The organism is Brevibacterium oceani (genome assembly GCF_017948325.1).
Classification (GTDB): Bacteria; Actinomycetota; Actinomycetes; order Actinomycetales; family Brevibacteriaceae; genus Brevibacterium; species Brevibacterium oceani.
In genome coordinates this window covers 1,103,790-1,121,286 of the sequence record NZ_CP072846.1, presented here as the reverse complement: position 1 = coordinate 1,121,286, position 17,497 = coordinate 1,103,790, and the positions used below count along the sequence as shown (strand labels likewise).

The window sequence follows — 17,497 nt, the reverse complement described above, 5'->3', positions numbered from 1 at the left end:
AACGGGCGGGCGGGGCGGACGCCCATCCGCTGTGAGAATGCTCCCACGCACGGGTGTTCACCCTGCCCGGGTTACAGGTGAGCCGATGCCGAAGAGTAGTCTGAGTAGCGAATAGAAGCAGTCAGTGACGAGGAATGAGAGTCCAAATGCCCTCACCGCAGGAAAAGGTCGACGTCGTCTTGATCGGCGGCGGCATCATGAGCGCCACCCTCGGTGCCATGTTGACCGAACTTCAGCCCGACTGGGACATCCGTGTCTACGAGAAGCTCGACTATGTGGCCTCCGAGAGTTCGGACCCCTGGAACAATGCGGGCACCGGCCACGCCGCACTCTGCGAACTCAACTACACTCCCGAGGACTCCAACGGTGACATCGACCTGAAGAAGGCCTCGACGATCAACCAGCAGTTCCACCACTCGCGCCAGTACTGGTCGCACCTCGTCGACACCGGCGTGCTCACCGATCCGAAGTCGTTCATCAACCCGATCCCCCACGTCAGCTACGGCCGTGGCGAGAAGGGCCGCGACTACATCAAGCGCCGCTACGAGACGATGGTGCGCAACCCGCTGTTCTCGCAGATGGAGTACTCCGACGACCCGGCGACACAGGCCGAATGGCTGCCGCTGATGTTCGAAGGCCGCGGACCCGGACAGGTCAACGGCATCTCGCGGACCGAGCTGGGCACCGACGTCGACTTCGGTTCCCTGTCTCACCAGCTGCTCAGCTACATCGCCGACAAGGGCGCGACCGTGCGCACCAGCCACCAGGTCAGCGACCTCGAACGCGCCTCCGACGGATGGACGCTGACGGTCAAGGACCTGCTCTCGCACGAGACCCACCGGATCGGCGCGAAGTTCGTCTTCGTCGGCGCCGGCGGCGGGGCCCTGCCCCTGCTCCAGAAGTCCGGGATCCCCGAAGGCCGCGGCTACGGCGGCTTCCCCGTGTCCGGAATCTTCCTGCGCACCTCGAACCCCGATGTCGTCGCCGGCCACCAGGCCAAGGTCTACGGCCAGGCCGCCCAGGGCGCCCCTCCGATGTCGGTGCCGCACCTCGACACGCGTGTCGTCGACGGCAAGGACTACCTGATGTTCGGCCCCTACGCCGGCTTCTCGCCGAAGTTCCTCAAGAAGGGCCGCTTCACCGACCTGCCGTTCTCCGTGCGCGGGAACAACCTCGCCACGATGCTCAACGTCGCCAAGGACAACACCGACCTCGTCACCTACCTGCTCGGTGAGCTGGCGGCGACGAAGAAGGCCCGCTTCGAGGCGATGCACCAGTTCATCCCGAACATCGACCCCTCCGACTGGGAGTTCATCCAGGCCGGTCAGCGTGTGCAGGTGATGAAGAAGGATCCGAAGAAGGGCGGCGTCCTCCAGTTCGGCACAGAACTCATCTCCTCGGCCGACGGGTCGATCGCGGCTCTGCTCGGCGCCTCACCGGGTGCGTCGACGGCCGTGCCGATCATGGTCAACCTGCTCAAGACCTGCTTCCCCCGCCAGTACGCGTCCTGGGAGTCCGACGTCAAGGACATGATCCCCTCGCTCGGCCGCGACCTCGTCGAGGACGAGACGCTGCTCAAGGAACTCTCCGAGTACACCGCGCGGACCCTGCAGCTCATCTGAGCCCGCCACGCTCGAGCGCAGAGACAACCGCGCCGCGAGCGTGACAACAAAGAACGGCGGACCGAATGGTCCGCCGTTCTTGTCATGTCGCCCCAGAGTCCGAGAAGGTCAGAGCCCGAGCGTCTCAGAGCCCGAGCGTCTCAGAGCTCGACCTGACGGTTGACGTCCTTGTACAGCAGGTAGCGGAAGCGTCCGGGGCCACCCGCATAGCAGGCCTGCGGGCAGAAGGCGCGCATCGAGATGAAGTCGCCCTCCTGCACCTCGACCCAGTCGCCGTTGAGCCGGTAGACGGCCTTGCCTTCGAGCACGTAGAGCCCGTGCTCCATCTCATGCGTCTCCGCGAACGGGATGACCGCACCGGCTTCGAAGGTGACGATATTGACGTGCATGTCATACGCCAGGTTCTCCGGATCGAGCGGCCGAGTGGTCCGCCAGCGTCCGTCGGTGCCGGGCATCGGCGAGGGGTCGACGTCGGTCTCGTTGCCGAACTTCGCCTCGGGCGTCAGCCCCGCCACCGGCTGGTAGCGCTTGCGCACCCAATGGAATCGGGCCGCCTCGGTGCCGGTGGATTTCGCACTCCACGCCTCACCGGCAGGAAGGAACGCGAACCCGCCGGGGGTGAGTTCGTGCGCGGTGCCCTCATGGGTGACCTCGAGGGTGCCGGCCATGACGAAGAGGAATCCCTCGACCTCGGGCTGCGGCTCGGGCTTGTCCGACCCGCCGCCGGGGGCGACCTCGAGGATGGTCTGGGAGAACGTCACCGCTCCCCCGGCCACGGGCTTGCTGAGCACCCAGGACCGGGTTCCTGTCCATTCGGGCAGGTTCGAGGTGACGATGTCGCGCAGCACCCCGCGCGGGATGACCGTGTAGGCCTCGGTCACCAGCGCCCGGTCGGTGAGCAGGTCCGACTGCGGCGGATGCCCGCCGGTCGGGGCCCAGTAGGTGTAGGGATCGGTCGTCGTCATGGGTGGGATCTCCTTCGTCAGGTGTTCAGTTGAGGTGTCCGGTGCGGGCCAGCTGTGCCAGCTCGCCGAGGCTGAGCTTCGTATGCGTGGTGACGAACTCTTCCGTATGGGCCCCGCACACGAGTCCGCGCTGCAGGTACCGGGCGAGTGCCTTCGCCGTGGCCGGTTCGTCGAGGACCGTCGAGTCCGCCTTGTAGACGTAGCTGCGCAGACGATGGGCCGCCGGGGCCCCGCCCTCACGGAAGAACGCGAAGGTCGCTAAGAACCGCGTCGGCAGCTGGTGCGGATGGAGGTCCCAGCCCTGGTAGATGCCGCGTTTGAGGTGACGGCGGATGAGTCCGGCGTGCAGGGCCCACGCGTGGTGGACCTCCTCGGGTTCGCCGAGCGGGAGGATGTTCGTCGATCCGTCGGAGAGGTGGACGCCGGTGCCGGCGACGGCGAGCATCATCTGGTTCTTCGCGAAGTCCGCGACCGGATGGTCCATCGCCTGGTAGGCCGCGGCCACGCCCATCGACGCCGAGTAGTCGTAGGTGCCGTAGTGCAGGGAGGTCACGCGTCCTTCGCCGGCGTGGATCGCCGGAGCCAGGGGCATCGTCCCGTCGGCGCCGAGGACGAGCTGCGGAGTCTCGACCTGGATCTCGAAGGTCAGGGTCCCCTCGCCGAGGTTGTGCTCCCTCTCCAGCGCCCGGCACGCGAGCACCATCGCCCTCACCTGGTCCACGGTGCTCACCTTGGGCAGGGTGAGCACGAGGTTGTCCGGGACCTCACCGCCTGCGGCGATGAGCTCGGCGAGGAACAGATCGAGGGTGCGCAGTCCCCGTTCCCGGGTGGCCGCCTCGAGGCACTTGAATCGGATGCCTGCGAAGGCCGGTGCCCCGGTCTCCGAGCGTCCGGTCACCACATCGCGGGCGGCCTTGATCGCCCATTCGTCCTCGACTTCGTCGCCGCGGTCGCCGAAGCCGTCCTCGAAGTCCAGGCGCAGGTCCTCGATGGGCTCGGTCTCGAGCTTCGTCGTGACCGCCTCGGCGAGGAGTTCGGCCTCGCGGGCGACCTGGTGGAGGCTGGGCATCTGCGAAGTCGGAAGGGGGCCGGCCTCCTTGCGGGTGGCCGTGATGACCTTCCCGGCGAGCTGGAGCATACCTCCGTGCTCGTCGACGAAATCGAGGGCCTGCCGACCCCAGCGGCGCGGCAGATCCGGTGTCGTCCGGTCACCGGGCACATAGACGGTGTGGACCGGCTGGCGGACGTCACGCTCGCCGGGGTAGCTTCCTGCCAGGAGCTCATCAGTGTCCCCCAGCAGTGAATCGATGTCGGCCAACGTTGCTTTCTCCACTTTCACATTCACTTTCTCTGCACGGGATTCGACGGCGAGGCGACTGTGCCGAGCCTGGCCTCATTGTCTCTCATTGCACTGCCCTGGGCACGGTGACTCACAGGGCACACGACGATTGCGTCGCCTACGACGAGACGGCGGTGACCGCCTCGGCGACCTTCTTCGCGACCTCGGGATCGAAGACCGAGGGGATGACGTAGCCGGGATGGAGTTCGTCCTCGGGGATGCACGAGGCGATGGCGTCGGCGGCGGCGACCATGATGTTCTCGTCGACGTCGCGGGCCTCGGCGTCGAGCAGGCCGCGGAAGATGCCGGGGAAGGCGAGCACATTGTTGATCTGGTTCGGGTAGTCGCTGCGTCCGGTGGCGACCACGGCCGCGTACTTGATCGCCTCGGCGGGGTCCACCTCGGGGTCGGGATTGGCCATCGCGAAGACGAGTGCGTCGTCGTTCATCGCCTTGATGTCGTCACCGTCGAGGACATTGGGAGCCGAGACGCCGATGAACACGTCGGCCCCGACGACGGCCTCCTTGAGGGTGCCCTCGAAGCCGTCGGGGTTCGTGTTCGCCTGCAGCCAGCGCTTGTGCTCGGTATCGACGGTCGAGTTCGGTCCGATGGCACCGGACCGCCCGCACGCGATGATGTTCGTCGCGCCCGCGACCTGGAGGAGGCGGATGATCGCATTGCCCGCGGCACCGACGCCGGAGACGACGATGCGCAGGTCCTCGATCCGCTTGCCCACGACCTTGAGCGAGTTCTTCAGCGCGGCCAGGGTGACGACGCCGGTGCCGTGCTGATCGTCGTGGAAGACGGGGATATCGAGTTCGGCGCGCAGGCGGGCCTCGATCTCGAAGCAGCGCGGGGCGGCGATGTCCTCGAGGTTGATGCCGCCGTAGGCCGGAGCGATGGCCTTGCAGATCGCGATGATCTCCTCGGTGTCCTTCGTGTCCAGGGCCACCGGCCAGGCGTCGACGCCTGCGAACTGCTTGAACAGCACCGCCTTGCCCTCCATCACAGGCATGGCCGCTTCGGGGCCGATGTCGCCGAGGCCGAGGACCGCGGTGCCGTCGGTGACCACGGCGACGGTGTTGCGCTTGATCGTCAGCCGCCTGGCGTCTTCCTTGTTCTCCGCGATCGCCATGCACACTCGGGCGACACCGGGGGTGTAGGCGCGGGAGAGGTCGTCGCGGTTGCGCAGGGGCACCTTCGGAGCGGATTCGAGCTTGCCGCCGAGGTGGAGGAGGAAGGTCCGGTCGGAGACCTTGCGGACGTCGACGCCGGGCAGCGCCTCGAGTGCGTCGGAGACCTCCTGAGCGTGGGCGGTGTCGCGGGTGTCGGCGCTGACGTCGATGGTCACCGAGTTCGGAGTGGATTCGACGACGTCGAGGGCGGTCACTCCCGCACCGGTGGACGCGGCGGCGGCGACGAGATCGGACGTCGACGCCTCACCGACGGTGGTGTCGACGCGCAGGGTGATGGAGTATCCGGGGCTTGTTGCGGCCATGGCAATATCCTCTCTGATATTGGGTTTCCGTATTGCGGATATTTAATTCTGCTTTATGGAAATTATAGTGCCTATTGCCGGATTCGGAAAGTTTCTTCCATTTCGGTCTAGACTGAGCTGAGTTTCACTGCCGAAGCTCCCCACTGAAGAAGGATGATCGATGAGCAGCAAGGACACACCTGCGATCCGCCAGACGAAGGGCGGCGTGCAGTCCGTCGAGCGCGCCTTCGGCCTGCTCGAATGCATCGCGAACTCCTCGGGGTCGGCGACGCTGAGCCACATCGCCGCCGACGTCAGCCTGCCCCTGCCGACGATCCACCGGCTGTTGAATACGCTGGTCAACCTCGGCGTGGTCCGGCAGCTGCCCGACCGCGGCTATGCCCTCGGACCGGGGCTCGTCCGGCTGGGCAACCTCGCCGGCTCCCAGCTCGGCCAGTTCGCTCGCCCGTATCTGCGGGATCTCGTCAGCGAACTCGGTGAGTCGGCGAATGTGGCGACGATGGACGGCGACATGGTCGTCTATGTCGATCAGGTCGCCTCTCAGCGTCAGATGCGCATGTTCACCGAGGTGGGGCGGCGTGCGCACATGCACGACACCGGCGTCGGCAAGGCGATGCTCGCCGGGCTCGACGCCGAGCAGGTGCGCCACATTGTCACGACCGCGGGCATGCCGACGCCCACGGAGTTCAGCATCGGGTCGATCTCCGCACTCGAGGCGGAGCTCGAGCGCATCCGTGAGCGCGGCTATGCCATCGACGAACAGGAGCAGGAGCTCGGTGTGCGCTGCTTCGCCATGGCGATCCCCGATGCCCCCGCTCCCCTGGCGATCTCGGTGTCCGGGCCGGTCAGCCGCGTCGATCAGGCCTTCGCCGACCGTGCGATCCCGCTGCTGCGCTCGGCCGCCGCGCAGATCTCGGTCGATATGCGCGGCGGTGCCTGAGCGACCTCAGGAATCGCCGCCGGCCATTCCCGAGGTCCCCGCGTTGACGTCGTTGAGTTCGTAACGGCGGGCCGCCTCGGCGGGGGTGCCGGGGTCGATCTCACCGCGTCGGGCCAACAGCTGCAGGGTCCGCACGACCATCGAGTGGGCATCGATCTTGAAGTGCCTGCGGGCTGCGGCACGGGTGTCGGAGAACCCGAACCCGTCGGCGCCGAGGGTCGCGAACGTCTGGTCGAGGAACGGCCGGACGAGGTCGGGCTGGGTCGAGTCGAAGTCGCTCGTGGCCACGATCGGCCCCGGCTCCTCGCCGAGTCGCTGCCGGACGTAGGGCACACGCGGTTCGGCCTCGACGTCGCTCAGCAGCTCCGCCTCGCACTCGAGGGCATCCCGGCGCAGCTCCGCCCAGGAGGTCACCGACCACACGGCCGCTTCGACCCCCCAGTCCGCGGCGAGCAGCTCGCGGGCCTCCAGCGCCCAGGGCACGGCGACGCCGGAGGCGAGCAGCTGGGCCTGCGGACGCGAGCCCTGCCCAGCCTCGGCGGGGGTCCCCGCCTCGGCGACGCGATGGATGCCTTTGAGGATCCCCTCGACGTCGACGTTGTCGGGTTCGGCCGGCTGGACCATCGGCTCGTTGTAGACGGTGAGGTAGTACATGACGTTGCGCTCGTCCTCGCCGAGGTCGTGCTCGCCGTACATGCGGTGCAGGCCGTCGCGGACGATGTGGCCGATCTCGTAGCCGTAGGCCGGATCGTACACGCGCACGGCCGGGTTCGTAGCCGCGAGCACCGGGGAATGACCGTCGGCATGCTGCAGGCCCTCACCCGTCAGCGTCGTCCGCCCGGCGGTCGCGCCGATGATGAACCCGCGGGTCATCTGGTCACCGGCGGCCCAGAAGGCATCGCCTGTGCGCTGGAAGCCGAACATCGAGTAGAAGACGTAGATAGGGATCATCGGCTCGCCGTGCGTGGAGTACGCGGTGCCGGCGGCGGTGAACCCGGCCGCGGCTCCGGCCTCGTTGATGCCGACATGGAGCAGCTGACCGGACACAGCCTCCTTGTAGGAGAGGAAGAGCTCGCGGTCGACGGCGAGGTAGTTCTGCCCGTTCGGGTTGTAGATCTTCGCGGTCGGGAAGAACGCGTCGATGCCGAAGGTGCGAGCCTCATCGGGGATGATGGGCACGATCCGCTCCCCCAGCCCCTTCTCACGCATGAGGTCCTTGAGCAGGCGGACGAAGGCCATGGTGGTGGCGGCGAGCTGCTTGCCCGAGCCCTTCTTCGACTGCGAGAAGGCCTTGTCGCTGGGTGCCGGCAGAGTCTTCTGATTGTTCTCCGGCTTGCGAGCAGGCAGGAATCCGCCGAGCTGGCGGCGACGATCGAGCATGTACTGGATCGCGTCGTCGTCGGCGCCCGGATGATAGTAGGGCACCGCGTAGGGATCGTCGTCGATGACCTTGTCCGAGATCGGGATGTCCATCCGATCGCGGAAGGCCTTGACGTCGTCGGCGGTGAACTTCTTCATCTGGTGGGTGGCGTTGCGCGATTCGAAGCTCGTGCCCAACCCGTAGCCCTTGACCGTCTGGACGAGGATGACGGTGGGCTTGCCCTTGGTGTTCACGGCCTTCTGATAGGCGGCGAAGACCTTGTGGTAATCGTGGCCGCCGCGCTTGAGGTTCCAGATGTCGTCATCGGACAGATGCTCGACGAGGCCCTTGGTCGTCGGTGATCGACCGAAGAAGTTGTCGCGGATGAATCCGCCGGATTCGGCCTTGAACGTCTGATAGTCCCCGTCGAGGGTCTCGTTCATGATCCGCACGAGCTCGCCGGTGTGGTCGGCCTCGAGCAGGGAGTCCCATTCGCGGCCCCACAGCACCTTGATGACGTCCCAGCCGGCGCCGGTGAAGGTCGCCTCGAGTTCCTGGACGATCTTTCCGTTGCCGCGGACCGGTCCGTCGAGGCGCTGGAGGTTGCAGTTGATGACGAACGTCAGGTTGTCGAGTCCCTCGTTCGCGGCCAGCTGCAGGGCGCCGCGCGATTCGGGTTCGTCCATCTCGCCGTCGCCGAGGAACGCCCATACCCGCTGGTCGCTCGTGTCCTTGACGCCGCGGTTGTGCAGATAGCGGTTCATCTGCGCCTGATAGATCGCGTTGATCGGGCCGAGCCCCATCGACACGGTCGGGAACTGCCAGAACTCGGGCATCAGCCGCGGGTGCGGATAGGAGCTCAGACCGTGCGGTGCCTTCGAGGCTTCCTGCCGGAATCCGTCGAGGTCGGCCTCGGACAGGCGACCTTCGAGGAACGCGCGGGCGTACATTCCCGGTGAGGCGTGGCCCTGGAAGAACACCTGGTCGCCGCCGCCGGGATGGTCCTGGCCGCGGAAGAAGTTGTTGAAGCCGATCTCATAGAGAGTGGCGGCTCCGGCGTAGGTGGAGATGTGTCCGCCCACGGAGATCTCGGGGCGCTGCGCTCGGTGGACGAGCATGGCCGCGTTCCAGCGCAGCCACCTGCGGTAGCGGCGCTCGACGTTCTCCTCGCCCGGATAGATCGGCTCCTGATCGGCGGGGATCGTGTTGACGTAGTCGGTGGTGGTGACCTTGGGCTGGGCGATGGAGTTCGTGGCCGCGCGGCGGCGCAGCGCCTCCATGATCTCGCCGGCGCGCTGGGTGCCGCGCGCGCCTACGAGTCCCTCCCAGGACTCGAGCCATTCATCGACCTCTTCGTCGGTGGTGGTGCTCCTCAGGTTCGCCGAGGTGGTGTCCTGTGTCATTGCGGGGTTTCCTTCTCACGGGGTCCGGACTCCCGGAATCGTATCGCGACCGGGAGTCCGGTGTCGGAACTGTCCGAACTCAGCAGCTGTGCCGGCTCAGCAGAAACCGGCGATCTGTGCCCAGGCGTCCTTGTTCTCGGCGACGCCGTCGCGGGTGAAGGTGGCCTCGATGAGGCCGTAGGGGCGGTCGGCGACGATGAAGACCTCGTTCGGGTTCTCGAGCCCGAAGCGCTCGATGTCGTAGAGGAAGTGGTGCTTGTTCGGGCAGGAGAAGCGGATCTCGTCGATCTGCGGCACGGCCTCGATGACCTTCTCCCCCATCTGGTAGAGCGTGTGCTGCAGCGCGTGGGAGAAGTGGTCGGTGAAGGAATCGAGGATGATCTCCTTGACCTGGGCGTACACGGCCTCGAAGTCGAGGTCGGTGGTGTTGTAGATCCACCGGGTGGCGATGTCGGTGGCGAGGATGCGGTCCTCGGTCTCCGGCAGCGTCGTGTACTTGTCCTTCGGGTAGCCGACGAAGCCCGATTCGGTGGTCTTGAGCACGGTGAGGCCGTTGAAGCCGGAGATCAGCGTGTCCTTGTCTCCGTCGCGGGTGAACACGACGGTGCGGACCTCGGGTGCGGACTTGAAGAACGAGTGGTTGTGGTCGTTGATCCGGTCCCAGCCGTATTCCTCGGCCTCCCACCGGCCGCCGGTGACCCAGTCGAAGCTCGAGGTGAAGTGATCGGCAAGGCCGATGAGGAACTGTTCGGGCGAGCTCACGCCGAGTTCCTTGGCCTTCGCGAAGACCGTGTTCTTCTGCGTATCGGTGGCGACGACGTGGGCGTTGTCGCCTTCGGTGTGGGCGGTCTCGAAGTCGCCCCACAGCTGCGAGGTGACGTTGAGGTCGCGGATCTCGTGACGTTCGGCGTCACGGTAGACCCGCATGAGTCGGTTCTCTGCCTTGCCGTACTGGTTCGATGTCAGTCGGACTGTGCTCATTGCGGTATTCCTCCAGTTCGTCGGCGTGCGCACCTGCGCGCGCCGTGTCCATTCGATTGGCGAGGCCCGCCGGTGGTGAGCACCGGTCGGCTTCGGCGGTTTGTTGAGGACCTGGATCCTGCAGGGGGCCTGCTTCCCCTGATGGTGATTGAGGGTGCGGCTCAGCTGCCGCGGTAGGTGCTGTAGGCGAAGGGGCTGAGCAGCAGTGGGATGTGATAGTGCGCCTGCCCGGCCTGGACGCTGAAGTCGATCGTGACCACCGGGTGGAAATGATCCATGTTCCGGGCGGCGAAGTAGTCGCCGGTGCCGAACACGATCCGGTAGTCGCCGGGTTCGAGGTGGTCGGGTCCGAAGTCCGAGACCCTCCCGTTGTCGTCGGTGCGGGCGGAGATGATGACCTCGGCGCCGTCATAGAGAGTGACCTCGAGGCCTGCGGCCGGTGTGCCGACGGTCGAGTCGAGTGCGTGGGCGGTGATGAAGCTCATGCGAGGATTCCTTCGAGTCGGAGGGCGGCGATCTGAATCAGCTGGTCTCCGACTTCGGCTTCCTCGTCGGCGGCGGAGTTGTCCATGCGACGGTCGAGTTCGGAGAGGATCTCTTCGGGGCTGCGACCGGCGGCGCGGATGAGGAAGACGCGGTCGAAGCGCTCTTCGTAGGCGGCGTTGCCGGCGGCCAGCCGCGACTGCACATCGGCCTCAAGGGTGCCGAGCCCGGCCTGTTCGCGGCTCGAGTGGGCAGCCTCGGCGCTCTCACCCTTCGCCTTCTCACCGATCCTCGGATGGTGGGACATTGCGGCTGCGATCTCGTCGCTGCTCAGCGGGGCGGCATCCTCGCGCGCCGAGTTGAGGGCGGAGTCGAGGTCGGTGAACGGCCGTGCGGCGACGACGGCATCGATCCAGCGGTCGACGTCGAGGCAGGGGCGCAGCAGCGTGCGTGCGTCGTCGGCTGGGAGTCGGTTGAACTCGGCCAGGTCCACGATGACCTCCTTGGCTGGCTGTTAAGGCCGTCTCTGATCAGACTGTCACGGTTCGGGATACCATTTCCGAACGATTGGTTCGAGTCTGCTGGCCGCCCCCACCGATGTCAAATTGCTCACACATTTTTGTGGAAACTTTCTTCCGGATCGTGGATAATGGACCACAGACCACCCCGGACAGACGATGAGGTTGAATGAGGCCATGAGTCACGACACAGTGCCACAGTCCACCCCAGTGCCCCAGAGCGCCCCGACGATCGTCTGCGCCCCCGACTCCTTCAAGGGTTCGGCCTCCGCACCCGCCGCCGCGGCCGCCATGGCCCGCGGCGCACGTACCGCCTTCCCCGCAGCCGACGTGATCGAGCTGCCCTTCGCCGACGGCGGAGAGGGCACGCTCGAGACCCTGCTCGCCGTCTGGGGCACCCAGCCGCGCACCGTGGACACGGTCGATGCGCTCGGTCGGGCCACCTCGGCGGCCTTCGGGATCTCCCCCGCCGGCACCACCGCCGTCATCGAGGCGGCCCAGGCCAACGGACTGCCGCAGGTCTCGGACGTGCCGCTGCGCCCCGAGCGAGCCGACACCTTCGGGGTCGGACTGATCGCCCGCGCCGTGCTCGAGACCGGCGTCGAGGAGATCCTGCTGTGCATCGGCGGTTCGGCGAGCACCGACGGCGGCGTCGGCATCGCCACGGCCCTCGGCGCGCGATTCACCGATGCCGAGGGCGAACCGATCGCCCCCGGCGGCGGTGGGCTGGTCTCTGTCGCTGCCGTCGATGTCTCAGAGCTCGATCCGCGGGCACGGGAAGTGCGCTGGCGCATCGCCGTCGATGTCGACAATCCGCTCACCGGCCCCCGCGGGGCGGCGGCGGTCTTCGGTCCGCAGAAGGGTGCGGACGGGGACTCCGTGACCGTGCTCGACACCGGTCTGGGCCACCTCGCCGAGGTGCTCACCTCCTCAGCGGAGGAGGCCGAGGCGCTGTCCGCGACCCCCGGCTTCGGTGCCGCCGGCGGGATTCCGCTGGCATTGACGACGCTGCTCGGCGCCGAGGTGGTGCCGGGATCGCAGATGGTCGCCGAGGCCGTCGGGCTGAGCGCGGCACTCGCCGGGGCCGATCTCGTGCTCACCGGCGAGGGTTCCTTCGACTCGCAGTCCCTGGGCGGGAAGGTCGTCGCGGCCGTGCGGCACCACGCCCCCGCCTCGGCGCGGGTGATCGTCATCGCCGGACGGGTCGGGCTGAGCCCGGCCGAGTGTCGGGAGGCGGGAATCACCGCGGCTCTGTCGATCGCGCCGGGCCCCGCGGACCTGGGCACGCTGTCCGAGCGCGCCGCAGCGCTCATCGAGGACTCGGCCGCGCATGCGTGTGCACTCGTGGCCGCTGGAAGCACCATTCCTGGAAGCACCATTCAACGATGAAAGGACCCACCATGACCGTGACAACGACTCAGCTCCGAGCCGGAGACATCGCACCGGACTTCACGCTCACCGACTCAGAGGAACGGACCGTCTCGAAGTCCGACTTCGCCGGCCGGAAGGTCATCCTCTACTTCTACCCCAAGGCGTCGACGCCCGGCTGCACCACCGAGGCCTGCGACTTCCGCGACAACCTCTCCGCGCTGGCGGCAGCCGGCTTCGAGGTCCTCGGCGTCTCGCCCGATGATCCGGAGTCGCTGCGGGCCTTCGCCGCTGACGAGGGCCTGACGTTCTCGCTCCTGTCCGACTACGGCGGAGTCGTCGCCCGGGCCTACGGCAGCTACGGGCAGAAGACGGACGGGGAGCACACCTTCCAGGGCACCCTGCGCTCGACGTTCGTCATCGCCGAGGACGGCACGCTCACCCACGCGGAATACAACGTCGATGCCCAGGGCCACGTAGCCCGCCTGAGAACCCACCTCCTCCACCCCTAATTTCTACCCGACGGCGGCCCAGCAACCTGGCGCGAGGTTGCTGGGCCGCCGTCAGGTTCTTTGGGGGCGTTCATCCGGTGCGCAGCCGCGTGGCGAGCACACCGAGGATCCGCTCGAACGGTGCGGCGCGGAAGAGCTCCCCGAAGGTCAAGCGGATGACCTTGTAGCCTCGGGCTTCGAGAGCCGCTTCGCGTGCCTTCTCTGCCGCGATGCTCTCACGAGGAGTCCGCCCGTTCATCGTGTACTTCTCGAGCCCGTCGATCTCGATGATCAGCCGGGCGTCGCGGTGGCAGAAGTCGACGCGGGCGATCACCTCGCCGTGGTCGCCGAAGAATTCGACCTGCGGTTCGAACCCTGCGATCCCGTGCTCGAAGAAGCGGACCGCGGCGATCGACTCCGATGGCGCTTCTCGCCTCCCATCGGTCAGGTGCAGCGCACGGAGCACGGCTGCGTCGCCGCGGGATTCGGGACATTCCTCGAGGACCGCCTCGAGCCGGAGCCGACTCGTCCGGCCGCGGCCGATCGCCTCGTCGAGCATCGGCACGGCGATGTCCGGGCTGTAGTCGCGGGCGACGTCGATGAGGGTGCGCTCGAGCGTGGTCACCGCGTAGATGCCGACCATCTTCCGGTGCGCCGAGGGGATCTCCCGGTTGCGGACGTAGAGGTGTCGGTACCTGCGGCTGACGTTGGGACGGAACACCTCGACTCGAGTCTGCGCCGAATAGGCGATCGGCAGTCCGTGGACGAGGGCGGCCGAGAGGTGCGAGAAGACCTCTCGTCCCTTCGTCACCCGCCAGCGCCCCGAGGCGGTGTGGATGCGTTCGGCGCGAGTGCGGATGAGCACGCGCAGAGGTTCGATCTCGTCGCGCATGTCCCCGCGGTGAGCGAACTCCTCGAAGTCCTGCTCGCTCAGCGCCGCCCAGATGGCTTCATGGCGGGCGTCCTCGCAGGATCCGGTCGCGACGTACCGGCCGCGGGCGATGCGCGAGAGGCAGCACTTCTCGCCGCGCCGGACCTCGTCCTTGGAAAAACCCAGCCGGTAGAGCTTCTCGGTCGTCATACACAGATACATGACACCAAAGTGCACTACTCACTATAAAACGGCAATCGAAAACAGCAATCTGTGGATAACTTCTTCCTCAAACAACCTGACGGCGGCCCAGCAACCCAGCGCAAGGTTGCTGGGCCGCCGTCAGGTAGTAATTCAGCGGGCGGTGAGGAGGCGACCGGTCGGGGTCTCGAAGTCCACTGAGGCGCCGCGCAGCACTGTGCGGGACACGCGGCCGCGGACGGTGCGTGCATCGTACGCGCTGATCTGATTGCGGTGATAGAGGTCCGTGGCGCGCACGGTCCACTCCTCATCGGGGGCGAACACGGCGAAGTCCGCGTCGTTGCCCACCGCGATCGCACCCTTGTTCTCCACCCGCGCCACCGCCGCCGGTGCCGCGGACATCCAGCGGACGACCTCGGCGAGTTCGATGCCGCGCTTGGCCGCCTCGGTCCAGACGAGCGACAGTCCCAGCTGCAGCGATGAGATCCCGCCCCATGCGGCACCGAAGTCCCCGGTGTCGAGCAGCTTGAGTTCGGCCGTCGACGGCGAATGGTCGGAGACGATGCAGTCGATGGTGCCGTCGATGAGTCCCTGCCACAGTGCCTCGCGGTTGGACTCCTCACGGATCGGCGGGCAGCACTTGTGTGTCGTCGCCCCGTCCGGGATCTCCTCGGCGGTGAAGACGAGATAGTGCGGGCAGGTCTCGACGGTGAGCTTGACGCCCTCCGCCTTGGCCGCGCCGATCTGTTCGAGCGAATCGGCCGAGGACAGATGCAGGATGTGGGCACGGGCACCGGTGGCGCGGGCGGCGTCGATGACCCGCGCGATGGCGACGTTCTCGGCCTCACGGGGGCGTGTGGCGAGGAAGTCGGCGAATTTCGGACCCGAGCTCTTCGGCGCCCCGGTCATCACCTCGTGATCCTCGGCATGGACGATGAGCATCGAGTCGAAGGACGCGATCTCGGCCATGTCGGTCTGCATCTCGGCCGGTTCCAGGGGTGGGAACTCGTCGACCCCTGAGTCCTCGAGGAAGCACTTGAACCCAAAGACTCCGGCCTCGTGCAGGGGGCGCAGCTCGGCGGTATTGCCGGGGATCGCTCCGCCCCAGAAGCCGACGTCGACGAATGCCTTCGGTGCGGCCACCTCGCGTTTGGTCTCGAGCGCGGCGACGTCGACGGTCGGCGGCAGGGAGTTCAGCGGCATGTCGACGATCGTCGTCACTCCCCCGGCCGCGGCCGCGCGGGTGGCGCTGGCGAAGCCCTCCCACTCGGCCCGGCCGGGGTCGTTGACGTGGACATGGGAGTCGACGAGTCCGGGCAGCAGCACCTGATCGGCGCCGACCTCGACGACCTCCGCCCCCGCCGAGGCGGCCGGATCCAGGCCGTTGTCACCGCGGGCGATCTCGGCGATCCTTCCGTCCCTGACGCCGACCGTTGCCGGCTCGATTCCCTCGGGCAGCAGGGCCGCCTCGGCGCGGATGATCAGATCGAAGTTGGCGTCATTGCTCAATGTTCCTCCTCAGTCGTCCGGCCCGGCAGGCCGGCGGCACGTTTTCGGTATACCGTTCTAGCCTACTCGGCCCGGACGATTCGGCACAGGCCTTACCCGGCCTATTTCGCGGCGGCCAGCTCACTCATCGGCGTCAGTGCCGTCGGGGCGTCCGCCGGGGTCTGGGCGAGGGTCTCGAACTCGTTGATCGCATCGAGTGCGGTGCCCATCGAGATGTTCGTGACACGCTCGAGGATGACCTCGACGACCACGGGCACCTGGTGTTCGTCCATGAGCTCCTTGGCCACGCGCAGTCCCTCGCCGATGAGTTCGGGGTCCTCGACTCGCAGGGCCTTGCAGCCGAGCCCCTGGGCCACGGCCACATGGTCGACCCCGTATCCCGACGATGCGGATCCGGCCGAGTTGATGTTCTCGAACGCCAGCGACACCTCGTAGTCCATCTCGAATCCGCGCTGTGACTGCCGGATGAGCCCCAGGTAGGAGTTGTTGACGACGACATGGACGTAGGGGATCTTGTGCTGCGCGCCGACGGCGAGCTCTTCGATCATGAACTGGAAGTCGTAGTCGCCGGAGAGCGCGACGACGGTCTCGCCCGGCTTGCCCTTGGCCACGCCGAGCGCTGCGGGTCCGGTCCAGCCCAGCGGTCCGGCCTGCCCGGCGTTGATCCAGTGCCGGGGCCGGTAGACGTGGAGCATCTGGGCACCCGCGATCTGGCTCAGACCGATCGTCGAGACGTAGGTGACGTCCTGCCCGAAGGCCTGGTTCATCTCCTGATAGACGCGCTGCGGCTTGATCGGCATCTCGGTGAAGTTCGTCTTCCGATGCTCGGTCGACTTCCGTGCCGTGCACTCATCGGCCCAGGCGGTGAAGTCCGGGAGGGCGCCCGACCGCGATCGCGCGGCGGCGAGCAGTGCGTCGAGGGCTGCGCCGGCATCCGAGGCGACCCCGAAGTCGGGGGCGAAGACGCGGCCGATCTGCGTGGGTTCGATGTCGATGTGGACGAACTTCCGTCCCTTGCGATACACGTCGAGGTTGCCGGTGTGGCGGTTGGCCCAGCGGTTGCCGATGCCGATGACGAGGTCGGATTCGAGGAAGGAGGCGTTGCCGTAGCGCACGTGGGTCTGGATGCCGACCATGCCGGCGGCCAGCGGGTGGTCGTCGGGGATCGCACCCCACCCCATCAGCGTCGGTGAGACCGGGATCGAGGTGAGTTCGGCGAATTCGACGAGGCGGTCGGCGGCATCGGCGTTGATGATTCCCCCGCCGGCGATGATGATCGGATGGGCCGCCTCGGCGATGAGGTCGAGGATCTTCTCCGCCTGCGCCGAGGTGGCCGCGGGCTTCGCGGGGACGAGCGGTTCGTAGGCGTCGATGTCGAAGTCGATCTCAGTCTGCTGCACGTCGATGGGCAGGTCGATGAGCACGGGGCCGGGGCGGGCCGAGCGCATGAGTTGGAAGGCGGTCTGGAAGACTCCGGGCACCTGCCCGGCCTCGAGGACGGTCTTGGCCATCTTCGTCACCGGCGCCGCGATCGAGGCGATGTCCACGGCCTGGAAGTCTTCCTTGTCGAGCACGGCGACGGGTGCTTGGCCGGTGATGCACAGGATCGGCTGGGAGTCGGCGGCGGCGGCGTAGAGACCGGTGATCATGTCGGTGCCAGCCGGGCCCGAGGTGCCCAGGCACACTCCGATGTTGCCCGGGGCCGAACGAGTGTAGCCGTCGGCCATGTGCGAGGCCCCCTCGACGTGGCGGGCCAGCGTGTGGCGGATTCCGCCGTGGGCCCTCATCGCCGAGTACAGCGGGTTGATCGCCGCCCCGGGCAGGCCGAAGGTCTCGGTGGCGCCTTCCTTTTCGAGGATGAGCACTGCGGCGTCGACTGCGCGCATACGTGTCATGGTTCGTCCTTTGTTCGTGAGCCGGCGACGACGCTGTCGCCGGCTCGGTTCGT

14 protein-coding genes are annotated in these 17,497 nt (G+C 67.2%); 4 read left to right on the top strand and 10 right to left on the bottom strand.

The genetic code is table 11. From position 1 onward, the window contains the following. The first annotated feature begins 146 nt into the window (after positions 1-146). Positions 147-1,622: a malate:quinone oxidoreductase gene (locus tag J9314_RS04765; protein WP_181274577.1), complete on the top strand. Its 1,476-nt coding sequence runs from the start codon at positions 147-149 to the stop codon at positions 1,620-1,622. A 140-nt stretch (positions 1,623-1,762) separates the two neighbouring features. Here the strand turns inward: J9314_RS04765 and J9314_RS04760 are convergent, their stop codons facing one another. The 3 genes from J9314_RS04760 to J9314_RS04750 form a co-directional block, all read right to left on the bottom strand. Continuing rightward, positions 1,763-2,587, bottom strand: coding sequence for a bifunctional allantoicase/(S)-ureidoglycine aminohydrolase (locus J9314_RS04760; protein WP_210604781.1), 825 nt, complete (start codon positions 2,585-2,587; stop codon positions 1,763-1,765). 25 nt (positions 2,588-2,612) lie between these two features. Then, positions 2,613-3,905, bottom strand: a complete 1,293-nt coding sequence (locus J9314_RS04755) for a DUF6986 family protein (RefSeq protein WP_246490614.1) — start codon at positions 3,903-3,905, stop codon at positions 2,613-2,615. Between the two features lie 139 nt (positions 3,906-4,044). Continuing rightward, entirely contained in the window at positions 4,045-5,424 is a 1,380-nt protein-coding gene (locus J9314_RS04750) for an NAD-dependent malic enzyme (RefSeq protein WP_210604780.1), read from the bottom strand. Positions 5,425-5,584: 160 nt separating this feature from the next. Between J9314_RS04750 and J9314_RS04745 the strand changes: the two genes are divergently transcribed. After that, the gene (locus tag J9314_RS04745) at positions 5,585-6,364 is read left to right on the top strand and encodes an IclR family transcriptional regulator (protein ID WP_210604779.1); all 780 of its coding nucleotides are present in this window, start codon (positions 5,585-5,587) and stop codon (positions 6,362-6,364) included. A 6-nt stretch (positions 6,365-6,370) separates the two neighbouring features. On the opposite strand, the gene aceE is transcribed toward J9314_RS04745, so the two are convergent. The 4 genes from aceE to uraD all read right to left on the bottom strand — a co-directional run bounded on the left by aceE (position 6,371) and on the right by uraD (position 11,084). Further along, positions 6,371-9,127, bottom strand: coding sequence for a pyruvate dehydrogenase (acetyl-transferring), homodimeric type (gene aceE / locus J9314_RS04740; protein WP_210604778.1), 2,757 nt, complete (start codon positions 9,125-9,127; stop codon positions 6,371-6,373). A 96-nt stretch (positions 9,128-9,223) separates the two neighbouring features. Next, positions 9,224-10,108 (bottom strand): factor-independent urate hydroxylase, encoded by an 885-nt coding sequence (gene pucL / locus J9314_RS04735; RefSeq protein WP_210604777.1) that lies wholly within the window; start codon positions 10,106-10,108, stop codon positions 9,224-9,226. Between the two features lie 161 nt (positions 10,109-10,269). Beyond that, on the bottom strand, positions 10,270-10,593 hold the full coding sequence (gene uraH, locus J9314_RS04730) for a hydroxyisourate hydrolase (protein ID WP_210604776.1): 324 nt from the start codon (positions 10,591-10,593) through the stop codon (positions 10,270-10,272). Beyond that, positions 10,590-11,084 (bottom strand): 2-oxo-4-hydroxy-4-carboxy-5-ureidoimidazoline decarboxylase, encoded by a 495-nt coding sequence (gene uraD / locus J9314_RS04725; RefSeq protein WP_210604775.1) that lies wholly within the window; start codon positions 11,082-11,084, stop codon positions 10,590-10,592. Before uraD ends, uraH begins: the two co-directional genes overlap by 4 nt. Before the next feature lie 202 nt (positions 11,085-11,286). On the opposite strand from uraD, the gene J9314_RS04720 reads away from it, so the two are divergent. Next, the gene (locus tag J9314_RS04720) at positions 11,287-12,498 is read left to right on the top strand and encodes a glycerate kinase (protein WP_210604774.1); all 1,212 of its coding nucleotides are present in this window, start codon (positions 11,287-11,289) and stop codon (positions 12,496-12,498) included. Positions 12,499-12,509: 11 nt separating this feature from the next. After that, complete coding sequence (gene bcp / locus J9314_RS04715) at positions 12,510-12,989, top strand: thioredoxin-dependent thiol peroxidase (protein WP_181274567.1); 480 nt, start codon at positions 12,510-12,512, stop codon at positions 12,987-12,989. 70 nt (positions 12,990-13,059) lie between these two features. Here the strand turns inward: bcp and J9314_RS04710 are convergent, their stop codons facing one another. The 3 genes from J9314_RS04710 to gcl all read right to left on the bottom strand — a co-directional run bounded on the left by J9314_RS04710 (position 13,060) and on the right by gcl (position 17,444). Further along, positions 13,060-14,049 carry a DUF559 domain-containing protein gene (locus J9314_RS04710; RefSeq protein ID WP_210604773.1) on the bottom strand — a complete coding sequence of 330 codons (990 nt, stop codon included), beginning with the start codon at positions 14,047-14,049 and terminating at the stop codon, positions 13,060-13,062. Positions 14,050-14,193: 144 nt separating this feature from the next. Continuing rightward, positions 14,194-15,549, bottom strand: a complete 1,356-nt coding sequence (gene allB, locus J9314_RS04705) for an allantoinase AllB (RefSeq protein ID WP_210604772.1) — start codon at positions 15,547-15,549, stop codon at positions 14,194-14,196. 101 nt (positions 15,550-15,650) lie between these two features. After that, complete coding sequence (gene gcl, locus J9314_RS04700; RefSeq protein ID WP_210604771.1) at positions 15,651-17,444, bottom strand: glyoxylate carboligase; 1,794 nt, start codon at positions 17,442-17,444, stop codon at positions 15,651-15,653. Between the last annotated feature and the right edge of the window lie 53 nt (positions 17,445-17,497).